Raw genomic sequence first — 14,599 nt, 5'->3', positions numbered from 1 at the left:
CGCCAACTCCGGCGACCAGTACGCCCAGCCCGGCGTCGGCTACCAGGGCTACCGCACCTCCAAGGGCGTCGAACGCTCCTACTTCCAGTTCGACAACCACTGGTACAACGACATCGTCATCAACAAGGCCACGGTGTCGTTCTTCGAGGCCAAGTCCTCCGACTTCTCCTGCACCAACAAGTACACCGTCGACCTCAAGCTCACCACCGCGATCGACGGCAGCACCACCTGGAACAACTCGCCGACCGTCCTCAACGGGATCGGGTCGGCGGACGTCGGCGGCGCGGGCCAGAGCGGCTGCGGCGGCACCACCCAGTTCGACTACGACGTCACCGGCGTCTACCGCCAGTTCGTCGCCGACAACGGCAGCCTGACCTTCGGCCTGTTCGCCCGCAACGAGTCCGACTCGGCGGCGTTCAAGCGCCTCACCTACAACCCGGTCGTCGTCATCGAGTACGACCGCATCCCCAACACCCCGACCAACCCGAACGTCTGGCCCGTCCCCTCGACGGCCGTTCCGTGGTCGGACAACCAGGGTTGTGACGGCTCCCTCGGCTGGATCAACTCCTCCGTCGGCTTCAACGGCTCCGTCAACCTCAACACGACGGTCAGCAGCAACGCGCAGAACGCGCTCGGCGCCTGGGCGCACATCTGGGACTACGCCAACCAGAACGCCGACGCCGACTCCGGCTACACCGCCACGGTGGCCAACGGCAGTGTCGCGAGCTTCCAGGTGAAGCCGGGCGTGATCCAGGACGGCCACGTCTACGGCTGGAACGCCAAGGCGACCGACGGGCTCAGCCAGATGTCGGCGCCCACCCCGACCTGCCGGTTCGGCGTCGACCTGACCCCGCCGACCCTCACCGTCCCGGACGCCACCACCAAGTACTCGGACGCCGACCTGGCCAACGTCTTCCCGCCCTCGGGCAACGGCCAGGTCACCAAGAAGCACATCGGCGACACGGGTACCGTCCCCTTCACCGCCGCCGACCCCGCGCCCGGCGGCAACGCCTCCGGCGTGGTCTGCGCCCGCTGGTCCTTCGATCCGCAGTTCTCCGGCGCGTCCTGGGCCTGCGGCAGCGACTTCCCGGCGAACGGCCTCCAGGTCCACCCGACCCGGTGGGGCACCAACATCGTCTACATCCAGGTGATGGACAACGCCCGCAACGTCTCCCCGGTCGCCCAGTACTCCTTCTACGTGCCGTGGAACCCCAACGGCCCGCCGCCGGTCTTCGGTGACGTCACCGGTGACGGCGCGCCCGACATCCTCGCGCCCGACCAGGCCGGCTACCTGCGCGCCTACAACGTCCCGGGCAACCCGAACGCCCGGAGCGCCCCGATGACGACGGTCGCCGCCGCGGCCGCCGCCCCGGGCGGCAAGGGGTGGAACGGCATCCAGCTGACCCACCGCGGCACCCTCACCGGTGGCAACAACGTCGACGACGTGATCGCCCACGCACCCGGCGCGGGCGAACTCTGGGTCTACCCGAACCCGGGCAACACCGGCGTCTACGGCCGGATCGACAAGCCCGTCGCACTCGCCAAGCCCAAGTGCGCCAAGACCGCCACCGAGGACTGCTCCTGGCTGACCACCACCGGCTACAACGCCACCGACTGGTCCACCACCCTGCGCATCGCCGCCCTCGGCGACCCCGTCAACACCGACCTCGACCCCAAGCTCGGCTTCAAGAACAAGACCGGCCTGCTCACCGTCGAGAGCACCAACAACGGCACCGACGCCGCCCTCTGGTACTACCCCGCCACCAACGCCAACACCCTCGGCAAGCCCGTCCGACTCGCCACCACCGGCTGGAAGGACAAGGAACTCATCACCCCCGGCGACTGGGCCAAGCAGGGCCACCCCGGCCTCTTCACCCGCAACCTCGCCACCTCCACCGACGCCGCCAAGGACGACCTCAACGGCCTCACCTTCACCACCGGCACCGTCCTGGCCACCGACAACCAGGGCCAGCCCGTCAACGACCCCACCGGCAAGCCCCTGATGGTCCCCACCCTCACCGGCATCGCCACCAATGCCAAGATCGGTTACGCGTCCACCAGCACCTGGACCTCCCTCGGTTCGGACGGTGACATCACCGGCAGCGGCAACGCCGCCCTCTGGGGCACCAAGGCCGACGGCTCCATCGACATCTGGTGGGGCAGGCCCACCACCCCGGGCAACCCGACCGCCGGCTACGTGTGGGAGGACGGCCCCGGCACCGTCGCCAGCACCGCCGTCAACCCGTCCCAGTGGACGCTCGACGGCCGCACCAGCGGCGACACCGGCGACGCGGACAAGAACCCGCTCTACCCGAACGGCGACCCGGCCACCACGTACCCGGCCAAGGCCGCCTTCACGACCGACCACAACGGCACCGCCGGCAAGGCCACGGTGTTCAACGGCTCGACCCTGTACCGCACCAAGAACGCGGTCGCGGCCAACGGCACCACCCCGGGCCTGGACACCACCCAGAGCTACACCGTCTCGGCCTGGGTGAAGCTCAACACCCTCACCAACATGAACGGCTACCCGACGATCCTGTCGGTCACCGGCCAGGAGCAGAGCCCCTTCTACCTGCAGTACTCGAAGAACCTGGGCAACTGGACCTTCGTCCTGCCGGACTCGGACAACTACAACACCGGTGGCTACTTCGCCGCCTACGACCGGACCGGCCGCACCAAGGCCCAGACCGGCGTCTGGACCCACCTGACCGGCTCGTACAACGCCCTGACCCGCATCGCCACCCTCTACGTCAACGGCAGCGCCGTCGGCAGCACCCAGGTGTCGAGCACCTTCAAGGCCCACGGCGCGGTCAACATCGGCGGCGCGATCTCCGACCGCTACCCGGGCGACAACTACATCGACGGAGCGGTCAGCGACGTGCGGGTCTACCCGTACGCCCTGACCGACCCCCAGGTGAACACCGTCGCCACCACCGACTCGTCGGTCCAGATCCGCTCCGCCCTCCCCGGCACCAAGTGCCTGGACGGCCAGGGCGGCGCCCAGGGCGCCCTCCTGGCGATCAACGACTGCTCGAACGGCGACGGCCAGCACTTCACGCTGACCTCGGACAACAAGATCAAGGTCAGTACCGGGCTCTGCCTCGGCACGGCGGGTACCCCCGTCGCCAACGGCACCCGGGTCACCGCGCAGCTCTGCGGCGACCCGACGGTCCAGAACTGGACCCGCCGGTACGACGGCTCGCTCGTCCACCAGGCGTCCGGCCTCTGCCTGGACGTCCACGGCTGGGACACCACCAACGGCAGTGCCCTGGACCTCTGGGACTGCAACGGCGCCGCCAACGAGCGCTGGTACGCCGAGGCCCAGACCAAGTAGGGCCGTGCGGCCGACCCTTCGGCCGCCGAGAACGGTGCCCCGCCCGGACTTCCGGGCGGGGCACCGCTGTTGCTCCCGGGGGCCGGCCGTTCCGGGCAGGCCCGGGCGGTCAGACCGACATGCCCCGGGTGGTGGCGGGGGCGGTGGGTGGGGTGGTGGTGCCCGCGGTGGTGCCGAGGGTGCGTTCGACCTTGGCGACGGCGGTGCGGTACTGCACGGAGGCGGCTTGGGGGTCGGCGGCCTGGCGTTGGAAGAAGCCGTAGGCCATGCCGACGGTGCCGAACCGTTCGATGCCGAGGTAGGCGCTGAGCTGGACGCCCGCGAGGGTGCCGTCGAGACGGACGGCGGGGGCGTCCTGGCGGTCGCCGAGGGTGACGGGGGTGACGGTGAAGGTCACGGAGGCGTCGGTGCCGGCGTTGAAGGTGATGGTGTGGCAGGTCCTGAACGCGTCGGTGGCGGTGGCGAAGTCGGTGGCGAGCCTGGCCGGGTCCTCGGCGGTGAGGGCCTCGGTCACCATCGGGTTGCCGCCGTCCGGGCCGTCGAGTTCGGTCTCGGCGTGCGGGGTGGCGGGGCCGGGGGCGGTGGCGTGCATGTTGATCAGGGCGTTGAGGGCGTCGCAGCCGCGGACGGGGGTGGGGTTCTCGCTCGGGCCCGGGCTGCCGCTGGCGGGGGCCTCGGTGTAGCCGGGGCCGAGGTCGTTCGCGGTGAGCAGCGCGGCTCTCAGCTGGTCGGCGGAGGGCAGCCCCGGCGTGGGAGCGGCGGCGCTCGCGGCGGCGGTCGGGCCCAGGGCGGCCGCCGCGACGAGGGCGGCGGCGGCGAGGGCGTGGAGAGGCCTCGGGAGGGACATGCGGGCCCCCGGTCGAGAGGTCGGGCAGGGACAGGGCACCAGTGTCGCACCGGGGCCCGGGCCGGGCGCGCGGGGCACGCATCACCGCAGGTCAGTACAGATGCGGGGGGCACCGGGGCCCGCGGCGCGGCGCCGCGGGCCCCGGTACGCCGGGTAGCCCCCCGGCCACCCGGCGTCAGAGGGTGGCGGCCAGTTCCGTGCCCTGCTTGATGGCCCGCTTGGCGTCCAGTTCGGCGGCCACGTCCGCGCCGCCGATGACGTGCACGGACAGGCCGCGTTCGCGCAGCGCCGCCTCCAGGTCGCGGCGCGGTTCCTGGCCGGTGCAGAGCACCACGGTGTCCACGGGCAGGAGTTGGCGTTCGCCGTCGACGGTGTAGTGCAGTCCGGCGTCGTCGATCAGGTCGTAGCTCGCGCCGGCGACCATCACCACGCCGCGGTGCTTGAGTTCGGTGCGGTGGATCCAGCCGGTGGTCTTGCCGAGTCCGGCGCCGACCTTGCCGACCTTGCGCTGGAGCAGGTGGACGCTGCGCGGGGGCGTCGGCCTGACCGGCGGGCGCAGGCCGCCGCGCTCGCGGTACTCCGGGTCGATGCCCCACTTGGCCTGGAACACGGGCGGGTTGAGGCTGGCCTCGTCGCCCTGGTCGGTGAGGAACTCGGCGACGTCGAAGCCGATGCCGCCGGCGCCGAGGATGGCGACGCGGTCGCCGACGGGGGCGCCGTCGCGCAGCACGTCCAGGTAGCCGAGCACGCTGGGGTGGTCGATTCCCGGGATGTCGGCGGGAGTTCGGGGCGTGACACCGGTGGCGAGGACGATCTCGTCGTAGCCCTCGGCGGCGAGCTGCTCGGCGCCGACGAGGGCGCCGAGGCGCTGGGTGACGCCCAACTCGGCCAGCCGGGTGCGGTAGTAGCGCAGCGTCTCGCCGAACTCCTCCTTGCCGGGGATCAGCCGGGCGATGTTCAGCTGCCCGCCGACGGTTTCGGCGGCGTCGTGCAGCGTGACGTCGTGGCCGCGTTCGGCGGCGGAGACGGCGAACGCGAGGCCGGCCGGTCCGGCCCCGACCACGGCGATGGACTTGCGCAGCGCGGTGGGGCCGAGGACGAGTTCGGTCTCGTGGCAGGCCCGCGGGTTGACCAGGCAGGAGGTGATCTGGAGGTTGAAGGTGTGGTCCAGGCAGGCCTGGTTGCAGCCGATGCAGGTGTTGATGGAGTCGGCGCGGTCCTCGCGGGCCTTGGCGACGAAGTCGGCGTCGGCGAGCAGCGGGCGGGCCATCGACACCAGGTCGGCCTTGCCGTCGGCGATCAACTGCTCGGCGATCTCGGGGGTGTTGATGCGGTTGGTGGCGACCAGCGGGATGCCGACCTCGCCCATCACCCGCTGGGTGACCCAGGCGAAGGCGCCGCGCGGGACGGAGGTGGCGATGGTGGGGATGCGGGCCTCGTGCCAGCCGATGCCGGTGTTGATGACGGTCGCGCCGGCGGCCTCGACGGCCTGGGCCAGCTGGACGACCTCGTCGAGGGTGGAGCCGCCGGGGACCAGGTCGAGCATGGAGAGCCGGTAGACGATGATGAAGTCCTCGCCGACCCGCTCGCGGACCCGGCGGACGATCTCGACCGGGAAGCGCATCCGCCGCTCGTAGGGGCCGCCCCACTCGTCCGTGCGGTGGTTGGTGGCGGCGACCACGAACTCGTTGATCAGGTAGCCCTCGGAGCCCATGATCTCGACGCCGTCGTAGCCGGCCCGGCGGGCGAGTTCGGCGCAGCGGGCGAAGTCCTCGACGGTCTGCTCGACCTGCTCGGCGGTGAGCTCGTTGGGCACGAAGGGGCTGATCGGGGCCTGGAGGGCGCTGGGGGCGACGAGGTCGCGGTGGTAGGCGTAGCGGCCGAAGTGCAGGATCTGGAGGGCGATCTTCCCGCCCTCGGCGTGCACGGCGTCGGTGACCACCCGGTGCTCGTCGGCCTCCGCCTCGGTGGTCAGCATGGCGCCGCCGTCCCAGGGGCGGCCGGCCTCGTTGGGGGCGATGCCGCCGGTGACGATCAGGCCGACGCCGCCGCGGGCCCGTTCGGCGTAGAACGCGGCCATCCGCTGGTAGCCGCCGGGGGCCTCCTCCAGGCCGACGTGCATCGAGCCCATGATCACCCGGTTGGGCAGGGTGGTGAAACCGAGGTCGAGCGGGCTGAGCAGGTGCGGGTAGCGGCTGCTGCCGGGGGTCGAGCTCATCGACGTCTCCTGTGGGGGCGGCCGGCGGGAGGGTCTCCCGGATTGTTACCGCAGAGTAGGGGACGTTCGCCGGGCTATGCAACTAGTTGCATAGCCCGGCAACCGGCAGCTCCGCCGTAACGGCCGCATTACCCTCCGCACTCGCGCCGCGCCGCGTATCGTCGACTCCCTGCGCAAAGGGCCCGGAAGACCCTTCCCGGCCTCACGGGGCTCGTGGAAGGGGACGCCCGTGCGGGGTGGCTCGGTGGCCGTGGTCGGTGGCAGCATCGCCGGAAGCGCCTTCGCGGGGGCGGCGGCCCGGCTGGGCGCCGAACGGGTCGTGGTGCTGGAACGCAGCCCGGGACGGCTGGAGGACCGCGGCCTGGGGATCTGCACCCACAACGACCGCTTCGCCGAACTGGTCGACGCCGGCCACGTGCCCCCGGACACCCGCCGCCACCGGCTCACCGTGCGGCGCTGGGTCACCCGGGGTCCGGCCGGCGGGACCGGCGGGGCCGGCGGACCGGACGGCCGCGGACGGCCGCTCTGGGTCCAGCCGTTCCCGTTCCACTCGCACCACTGGGCGGTGCTCTGGCAGACCCTGCGCGAGCGGACCCCGGAGGTCGTGGAGTACCGGCCGGGCACCACCGTGACCGCCGTCGGCGGCGACCGCGGCGGCGCCTGGACGGAACAGGCCGACGGCACCCGCACCCCGTACGACCTGGTGATCGGCGCGGACGGCTACCGCTCGGTGGTCCGGGCCGCAGTCTGCCCGGAGGCCGCGCCCGAGTACGCCGGTTACGTGTGCTGGCGCGGCAGTTACGACGCCGCGCTGCTGGACGACCTGCCCGGCGGGGCGGCGGCCTGGCCGGAGGAGGAGTGCGCCACCGTCTGCTACCCCGGCGGCCAGGTCGTGCTCTACCGCATCCCCGGGCTCGCCCCCGGCAGCACCCTGGTGAACTGGGTCTTCTACGCACCCACCCCGGACTGGCTGCGCCTGGACGGCCCGACGGCCGTCGCCGCCGGCGCCCTCAGCGACGAACAGCTCGACGGCATGCGGGAGTTCGCCGCACGCCAGCTGCCCCCGTACTGGGCCGCCGTGATCGCGCGGACCCCGCGCGAACGGACCCTGCTGCAGCCCGTCTACGACCTGGCGGTCCCGTACCGCACCGCCGGACGCCTGCTGATCGGCGGGGACGCGGCGACCGTCGTCCGCCCGCACAACACCAGCGGCGCGGTGAAGGCGCTGCAGGACGCCCACACCTTCGAGCTGGCCGGGCGGCGGCTCGGCGGCCGCTCCTGGGGGCCGCTGCTGGCCGCGTACGACCGGGAACGGACCCCGGCCGGGCGGGAGTTGGTGGACCTGGGCCGGTCACTGGGCCGGGCCCAGGTCACCGCGGCGCCGGACTGGTCGGTCATGGACGGAGCGGCGATGGCCGACTGGTGGCAGGGCCAGCTCAGCGGCGGCCCGGGGTTCGGCGGGCACGCGCTCGGGCGGGCCGGCTGAGCCGACCCGCCCGGGCAGGGGCCGCACCGGCCCCGAAGGCTTTCAGACGATCAGACGTTCACGCCGTAGTCGGTGGCGATGCCGCGCAGACCGGAGGCGTACCCCTGGCCGATGGCGCGGAACTTCCACTCGGCCCCGTTGCGGTACAGCTCGCCGAAGACCATCGCGGTCTCGGTCGAGGCGTCCTCGGTGAGGTCGTAGCGGGCGATCTCCTGGCCGTTGGCCTGGTTGACGACCCGGATGAAGGCGTTGCGGACCTGGCCGAAGTTCTGCAGCCGGGCGTCGGCGTCGTAGATCGACACCGGGAAGACCACCTTGGCGACGTCGGCCGGCACCCGGTCCAGGTCGATCTTGATCTGCTCGTCGTCGCCGTCGCCGCCACCGGTCAGGTTGTCGCCGCTGTGCTCGACCGAACCCTCGGGGCTGCGGAGGTTGTTGAAGAAGACGAAGTGCTGGTCCGAGACCACCTTCCCGAGCGCGTTGCAGAGCAGCGCGCTGGCGTCCAGGTCGTAGTCGGCTCCGGTGGTGGTGCGGACGTCCCAACCGAGACCCACGATCACGGCGCTCAGTCCGGGCGCCTCCTTGCTCAGCGAGACGTTGCCGCCCTTGGCCAGCGAAACTCCCACAATGCCCTCCTCGGATCTCTCCCTGCGGACGAATCTACAACACTGTAGAGATCACGAGAATCCGCCTGCAGGCGGGCCCCGCCCCGGGGATTTCTCAGGGGCCGCGGCGGGAACCGATCGCCCCCCCCGATCCCCACCGCCCGGTCCCTGCGAACTCCGAACTCCGAACCCCGATCACGGTACCGGCCGGAGCGCCGAGAGGATACGTCCGACCAAAGGGCCTGTCTCTTGGATTCTGCCGGGTCCGCGACGCCGGGGCACGCACCTCGCCGCGTTGTCGTCGGTCACCAATGCTCCGCAGTGGCTCCCTCCTCCGCCTTGCGATGCACGCACCCCAACGCCGCGGCCTGACCCGGCAGAATCCAAGAGACAGGCCCTAGACTGGCGGTGGATCCCCTTGGCCGTCCCCGTTCCGAGGCCCCTCGCGGGAGGTTTCCATGCGCCAGCGGTACAGCTTCCACCTCGACCGGGACGGACACTCGGTCACCGTCAACGTCCGCTCCGGCTGGATCACCGAGACCGAACTGCTGGTGGACGGCAAGGAGTGCGCCTTCCACCGCACCCACGGCCACGGCGGCTACCCGCTGACGCTGTCCGGGCAACTCGCCGAGGAACCGCCGCGGCCCCTGGCCGTCCGACTGGACCGGACGGGCCGGGCGGAGCACCCGCTGGCCTGCGTGCTGGAGTTGGCGGGCGCCGAACACCCGATGCCGGAGCACACCGCGCGCTGATCCGGCCCACAAGGGGCATGTGCGGAGGAATGCCGTGGAACACTACAATCCCCCGTCCACCGCCGCCCGCCCGAAGGCCTCCCGATGACCTCCCCCACCGCCCCCGCCGCCCCCGACGCCTTCGACGAGCTGCTGCGCGAGGTGATGGCCGGCGCCGAACGCTTCGGCCACCCGCAGCACGTCCGGCTCACCTGGCTCGCCGTCCGCCGGTACGGCGACGCCGCCGCGCTCGACCTGGTCGGCGAGGGCATCCGCCGCACCGCCACGAAGGCCGGGGCGCCGCAGAAGTTCCACGTCACCATGACCAGGGCCTGGGTCGAGCTGGTGGCCCACCACGCCGAGGGCGGCGCGGCCGACTTCGAGGAGTTCTGCGCGCACCACCCCGAGCTGCTCGACCGGGATCTGCTCGGCCGCCACTACCGACCGGAGACCCTGGCCGGCGACCGGGCCCGCACCGCCTGGGTCGAGCCGGACCTCGCTCCCTTCCCCCAGGGCGGCTGAACGCCCAGCGCGTCCCCGACACCCCGCTGCCCCGCTACTCCGCGGCGGCGAGTTCCCCGACGATCTCCTCGACCGCCTTCCGGGCCCGTTCGGCGTCCTCCGCCACCAGCCCGATCCTGGTCCGCCGGTGCAGCACGTCGGCGGCGTCCAGCGCGCCCTCGTGGGTGACCGCGTACGCGATCTCGGCGCGGGTCACGTCGAGGCCCTCCGCCACCGGCGCCGACTCCCCCGCCGCCATGACCTCGTGGGACAGTCCGCCGTGCCGGGCGACCAGCGAGGCGGGCACCCCCTGGATCGGCAGCGGGCGGCTGTCCCGGTGGCCGGGGGCGCCGACCAGCGGCAGCCGGGCCGTCCAGCAGGTGCGGGCGGGCAGGCCGCGCAGCCGGACGGCGGTGTCCACCGCGTCCTCGGCCATCCGCCGGTAGGTGGTGAGCTTGCCGCCGACCACGGTGATCACCCCGGACGGGGACTCCAGCACCGCGTGCTCCCGGGAGATGTCGGCGGTGTTCCCGCCCCCGGTGTCGATCAGCGGGCGCAGCCCGGCGTAGGCGCCGCGTACGTCCGCCCTGGTCAGCGCGGTGGCGAGGGCCGCGTTGACGGTGTCGAGGAGGAAGTCCAGCTCGGCCTCGGTGGGCTGCGGCTCGTCCGGGACCGGGCCCGGGGCGTCCTCGTCGGTCAGGCCGACGGCGACCCGGCCGAGCTGCTGCGGCAGCGCGAAGACGAAGCGGCTGGTGGAGCCGGGCACTGGCACGGTGAGCGCGGCCACCGGGTACCCGAGGGTCGCGGCGTCCACCAGCAGGTGGGTGCCCCGGCTGGGGCGCAGCTTGATCGAGGTGTCCACCTCGCCGGCCCACACCCCGGTGGCGTTGACCACCGCGCCCGCGGTGACGGTCACCGACTGACCGCTGAGCGCGTCGACCAGCTCGGCGGAGGCCCCGGTGACGGACTCGGCCCGCACCCGGGTCAGCACGCTCGCCCCGTACTGCGCGGCGGTGCGCGCCAGCGCGACCACCAGCCGGGCGTCGTCGACGAGTTGGCCGTCGTTGGCGACCAGCGCGCCGCGCAGGCCGTCGGTCCGCACGCCCGGCACCAGCTGCCTGGTCCGGGCCGCGTCGATCCGGCGGACCCGGGGCAGCAGGGCGCCCGGGGTCCCGGCGCTCAGCCGCAGCGCGTCCCCGGCGTGGAAGCCCGCGCGGATCAGCGCGGCCTGGCCCGGGCGCAGCAGGTCCGGGAGCAGCGGCACCAGTTGGGGCAGCGCGCGGACCAGGTGCGGGGCGGTGCGGGTCATCAGCACGCCGCGCTCGACGGCGCTCTCCCGGGCGACCTTGACCCGCCCGGAGGCGAGGTAGCGCAGGCCGCCGTGCACCAGCTTGGAGCTCCAGCGGCTGGTCCCGAAGGCCAGGTCGCGGGCCTCGACGAGGACGGTCCGCAGGCCGCGGGCGGCGGCGTCCAGCGCCACCCCGGCGCCGGTCACCCCGCCGCCGATCACCAGCAGGTCGATCCGCGGGTCGGCGGCGAGCGCGTCGAGTTCGTGCGTCCGTCGGACGCCGTTGAGCTGGGCGGTGCCGGCGAAGCGGTCGGCCTTGGAGGTCATGGCGCGAGGTATCCGTTCAGCGCTCTGGCCAGTTCGCGCCGCCAGGCCGCCTCGGGCAGCAGGGAGGCGACCATGCGGTGCGACTGGACGGTGGACTGGGCGATCAGCAGGACCATGGCGGCCAGCTCGGTCGGCTCCCCGGCCCGGACCGAACCGTCGGCCTGGCCGAGGGCGATGCCGGTGCGCAGCGCCTCCAGCAGGCCGCGCTGGCTCTCGCCGAGCCGCTCCACCACGTACTGGAGCAGCAGGTCGGAGTCGTCGGAGTGGAGCAGGGCGCCGAGCACGGGGTGGTCGCGCAGCCGGACGGCGACCTCGACCACCTGGTCCACGAAGGCCTCGCGGCCCATGAAGGCCTCCCGGCCCGCAAAAACCTCCTGGTCCACGGAGGTCTCCCGGTCCACGGCGGTCTCCCGGTCCACGGCGGTCCCGCGGTCCCCCGGGGTCCCCCGGTCGGGTACGCCCAGCGAGGTGCTCTCCAGGGTGGCCATGATCTCTCGGGTGAGCAGCGCCCCGATCACCGCCTGGACGTCCGGCCAGCGCCGGTAGACGGTCGGGCGGCTGACCCCGGCGCGGCGCGCGATCTCGGCCAGCTGGGTGCGGCGGACGCCGAGGTGCACGACCAGGTCGGCGGCGGCGTCCAGGATCGCGTCATCGGTACTGCGCGGCGCTCCGGCCGTGGCGTTACTACTTGACATGATGTGTGAAACTGTAACGCATGGCACCTGAGACGCAAGCGGGAGCGGCCGCAGCCGCGCTGCCGCTCCCCCCGATGAAGTGGAACGCCTGGGGCGACCCGGCCCTCGCCAAGGAGCTGTCCGCGGACATCAAGGGACTGCTCGCCGCCGCCCTCGGCGTCACCGGCGACGCCGCCCCCGGGCCGAGCGCCGCCGAGGTCGTGCTGCGCCCCACCCGGGCCACCGCCGAGGACGTCGCGGCGCTCGCCGCAGCCGTCGGCGCGGAGCACGTCAGCACTGCCGACGCCGACCGGCTGCCCCGGGCCGGCGGCAAGTCCACCCCCGACCTGCTGCGCCGCCGCAGCCGCGCCGAGCAGGACGCGCCCGACGCCGTCCTGCTGCCCGGCAGCGAGCAGGAGATCGCCGCCGTCCTCGCCGTCTGCGCCGAGCGCCGCCTCGCCGTCGTCCCGTTCGGCGGCGGCACCAGCGTGGTCGGCGGGCTCGACCCCGAGCGCGGCGGCCTGCGGGCCGTCGTCTCCCTCGACCTGCGCCGCCTCGACCGGCTCCTCGACCTGGACGAGACCTCCGGCGAGGCCGTGCTCGGCGCCGGCCTCACCGGCCCCGCCGCCGAGGCCCTGCTCGCCGAGCGCGGCTGGGAGCTCGGCCACTACCCGCAGAGCTTCCGGTACGCCACCATCGGCGGCTTCGCCGCCACCCGCTCCTCCGGCCAGGACTCGGCCGGCCACGGGCGCTTCGACGACATGGTCCGCGGCCTGCGCGTGGTCACCCCCAGCGGGACGCTCGACCTCGGCCGCGCCCCCGCCTCCGCCGCGGGCCCCGACCTGCGCCAGCTCTTCCTCGGCTCCGAGGGCACCCTCGGCGTCATCACCGCCGTGCGCCTGCGCGTGCACCCGCTGCCCGCCGTCAAGGCGTACGAGGCGTGGAGCTTCCCCGACTTCGCCACCGGGGCGGCGGCGCTGCGCGCCGTCGAGCAGCAGGGCACCGGCCCCACCGTGATCCGGCTCTCCGACGAGGCCGAGACCATGATCAACCTCGCCCTCACGGAGCAGATCGGCGGCGCCCCCGCCGTCAGCGGCTGCCTCGCCGTCACCGTCTTCGAGGGCACCGCCGAACAGGTCGCCGCCCGGCACGACCTCACCCGCGCCGTCCTGCTCGCCGCCGGTGGCACCTCGCTCGGCGAAGCGCCCGCCCAGGCCTGGGAGCACGGCCGGTTCAACGCGCCCTACCTGCGCGACTCGCTGCTCAACGCCGGCGCGCTCTGCGAGACCCTGGAGACGGCCACCGACTGGAGCCGGCTCGCCGGCCTGCGCACCGCCGTCACCGAGGCCCTCACCACCGCCCTGCCCGGCTCGCTCGTGCTGTGCCACATCTCGCACGTCTACCCGACCGGCGCCTCGCTCTACTTCACCGTCGTCGCCGCCCTCGGCGAGGACCCGCTCACCCGCTGGGGCGCCGCCAAGCAGGCCGCCGGCGACGCCATCCTCGGCGCGGGCGGCACCATCACCCACCACCACGCGGTCGGCGCCGACCACCGGCCCTGGATGACCGACGAGATCGGCGACCTCGGCGTGCGCGTCCTGCGCGCCGTCAAGGCCGAACTCGACCCGGCGGGCATCCTCAACCCCGGCAAGCTGATCCCGTGACCGCGCCGAGAACCGTCATCCGCAGGGTCACCGTTCTCACCAACCCGGCGGCGGGCACCGGCCACGCCGAACCCGCCGCCCACCGGGCCGTCGCCCGGCTGCGCGCCCTCGGCATCGAGGTCGACCCGCAGGCCGGGCGCTCCGCCGACGACGCCGTCCGCCTCGCCCGCGAGGCGGCGGCCGGCGGGGCCGACGCGGTGGCCGTGGTCGGCGGCGACGGCATGATCAACCTCGCCCTCCAGGCCCTGGCCGACACCGCCGTCCCGCTCGGCGTCATACCCGCCGGCACCGGCAACGACCACGCCCGCGAGTACGGCCTGCCCATCGGCGACCCCGAGGCCGCCGCCGACGTCATCGCCGCCGGCCGCACCCGCGCCGTCGACCTCGGCCGGATCACCGGCCCGGACGGCTCCGTGCGCTGGTACGGCTCCGTCCTCGCCAGCGGCTTCGACTCGCTGGTCAGCGACCGCGCCAACCGGCTGCGCTGGCCGCGCGGCCGGATGCGCTACAACCTCGCCATCCTCGCCGAGTTCGCCAACCTGAAACCGCTGCCGTTCCGGATCACCCTCGCCGACGGCACCGTCATCGAACGCGACCTCACCCTCGCCGCCGTCGGCAACACCCGCAGCTACGGCGGCGGCATGCTGATCTGCCCCGCCGCCCTCCCCGACGACGGCCTGCTCGACGTCACCCTCGTCGACGCCATGCCCCGGCTGCGGATCGCCCGCTTCTTCCCCACCCTCTTCAAGGGCACCCACACCAGCCACCCGGAGGTCACCACCCTGCGCACCGCCTCCCTGCGGATCGAGTCCCCCGGCATCACCGCCTACGCCGACGGCGAGTTCATCACCGCCCTCCCCGCCGACGTCACGGTCCGACCCGAGGCCCTGCACCTGCTGGTGCCCTGAGGCCCCCGGAACC

General features: G+C 73.5%; 11 protein-coding genes. 6 read left to right on the top strand and 5 right to left on the bottom strand.

The features are described 5' to 3' along the window. On the top strand, positions 1–3,337 hold a 3,337-nt coding region (locus ACFXPX_RS21425; RefSeq protein ID WP_380642785.1), incomplete at its 5' end, for a LamG-like jellyroll fold domain-containing protein. Between the two features lie 109 nt (positions 3,338–3,446). On the opposite strand, the gene ACFXPX_RS21420 is transcribed toward ACFXPX_RS21425, so the two are convergent. Continuing rightward, positions 3,447–4,184: a hypothetical protein gene (locus ACFXPX_RS21420; protein WP_380642783.1), complete on the bottom strand. Its 738-nt coding sequence runs from the start codon at positions 4,182–4,184 to the stop codon at positions 3,447–3,449. Positions 4,185–4,359: 175 nt separating this feature from the next. Further along, the gene (locus ACFXPX_RS21415; RefSeq protein WP_380590319.1) at positions 4,360–6,402 is read right to left on the bottom strand and encodes an FAD-dependent oxidoreductase; all 2,043 of its coding nucleotides are present in this window, start codon (positions 6,400–6,402) and stop codon (positions 4,360–4,362) included. Between the two features lie 229 nt (positions 6,403–6,631). On the opposite strand from ACFXPX_RS21415, the gene ACFXPX_RS21410 reads away from it, so the two are divergent. Next, positions 6,632–7,888: an FAD-dependent monooxygenase gene (locus ACFXPX_RS21410; protein WP_380642781.1), complete on the top strand. Its 1,257-nt coding sequence runs from the start codon at positions 6,632–6,634 to the stop codon at positions 7,886–7,888. A gap of 50 nt (positions 7,889–7,938) precedes the next feature. Here ACFXPX_RS21410 and ACFXPX_RS21405 read toward each other — a convergent pair whose 3' ends face one another. Next, positions 7,939–8,514: a TerD family protein gene (locus ACFXPX_RS21405; protein WP_375894205.1), complete on the bottom strand. Its 576-nt coding sequence runs from the start codon at positions 8,512–8,514 to the stop codon at positions 7,939–7,941. A gap of 437 nt (positions 8,515–8,951) precedes the next feature. Here ACFXPX_RS21405 and ACFXPX_RS21400 point away from each other — a divergent pair, with 437 nt between their 5' ends. Further along, a complete protein-coding gene (locus ACFXPX_RS21400) occupies positions 8,952–9,245 on the top strand; it encodes a hypothetical protein (RefSeq protein WP_375894208.1) in 294 nt (97 codons plus the stop codon). A gap of 84 nt (positions 9,246–9,329) precedes the next feature. Further along, entirely contained in the window at positions 9,330–9,746 is a 417-nt protein-coding gene (locus ACFXPX_RS21395; RefSeq protein WP_380642779.1) for a hypothetical protein, read from the top strand. A gap of 34 nt (positions 9,747–9,780) precedes the next feature. Here ACFXPX_RS21395 and ACFXPX_RS21390 read toward each other — a convergent pair whose 3' ends face one another. Continuing rightward, positions 9,781–11,340, bottom strand: a complete 1,560-nt coding sequence (locus ACFXPX_RS21390; protein ID WP_380642777.1) for a glycerol-3-phosphate dehydrogenase/oxidase — start codon at positions 11,338–11,340, stop codon at positions 9,781–9,783. After that, positions 11,337–12,035, bottom strand: coding sequence for a helix-turn-helix domain-containing protein (locus tag ACFXPX_RS21385; RefSeq protein ID WP_380642775.1), 699 nt, complete (start codon positions 12,033–12,035; stop codon positions 11,337–11,339). Before ACFXPX_RS21385 ends, ACFXPX_RS21390 begins: the two co-directional genes overlap by 4 nt. Before the next feature lie 20 nt (positions 12,036–12,055). On the opposite strand from ACFXPX_RS21385, the gene ACFXPX_RS21380 reads away from it, so the two are divergent. Both ACFXPX_RS21380 and ACFXPX_RS21375 read left to right on the top strand, forming a co-directional pair. Further along, complete coding sequence (locus ACFXPX_RS21380) at positions 12,056–13,678, top strand: FAD-binding oxidoreductase (protein WP_380642773.1); 1,623 nt, start codon at positions 12,056–12,058, stop codon at positions 13,676–13,678. Next, entirely contained in the window at positions 13,675–14,586 is a 912-nt protein-coding gene (locus ACFXPX_RS21375; RefSeq protein ID WP_375894223.1) for a diacylglycerol kinase, read from the top strand. Before ACFXPX_RS21380 ends, ACFXPX_RS21375 begins: the two co-directional genes overlap by 4 nt. The last annotated feature ends 13 nt before the right edge of the window (positions 14,587–14,599 follow it).

The organism is Kitasatospora sp. NPDC059146 (assembly GCF_042786665.1).
Lineage (GTDB): Bacteria > Actinomycetota > Actinomycetes > Streptomycetales > Streptomycetaceae > Kitasatospora.
This window is presented reverse-complemented; position numbering and strand designations above follow the sequence as displayed.

Bases quoted from the DNA above. Each gene is read 5' to 3' on its own strand.
- ACFXPX_RS21420 (WP_380642783.1), bottom strand. From the start codon at position 4,184: ATGTCCCTCCCGAGGCCTCTCCACGCCCTCGCCGCCGCCGCCCTCGTC.
- ACFXPX_RS21415 (WP_380590319.1), bottom strand. From the start codon at position 6,402: ATGAGCTCGACCCCCGGCAGCAGCCGCTACCCGCACCTGCTCAGCCCG.
- ACFXPX_RS21400 (WP_375894208.1), top strand. From the start codon at position 8,952: ATGCGCCAGCGGTACAGCTTCCACCTCGACCGGGACGGACACTCGGTC.
- ACFXPX_RS21395 (WP_380642779.1), top strand. From the start codon at position 9,330: ATGACCTCCCCCACCGCCCCCGCCGCCCCCGACGCCTTCGACGAGCTG.
- ACFXPX_RS21390 (WP_380642777.1), bottom strand. From the start codon at position 11,340: ATGACCTCCAAGGCCGACCGCTTCGCCGGCACCGCCCAGCTCAACGGC.
- ACFXPX_RS21385 (WP_380642775.1), bottom strand. From the start codon at position 12,035: ATGTCAAGTAGTAACGCCACGGCCGGAGCGCCGCGCAGTACCGATGAC.
- ACFXPX_RS21380 (WP_380642773.1), top strand. From the start codon at position 12,056: ATGGCACCTGAGACGCAAGCGGGAGCGGCCGCAGCCGCGCTGCCGCTC.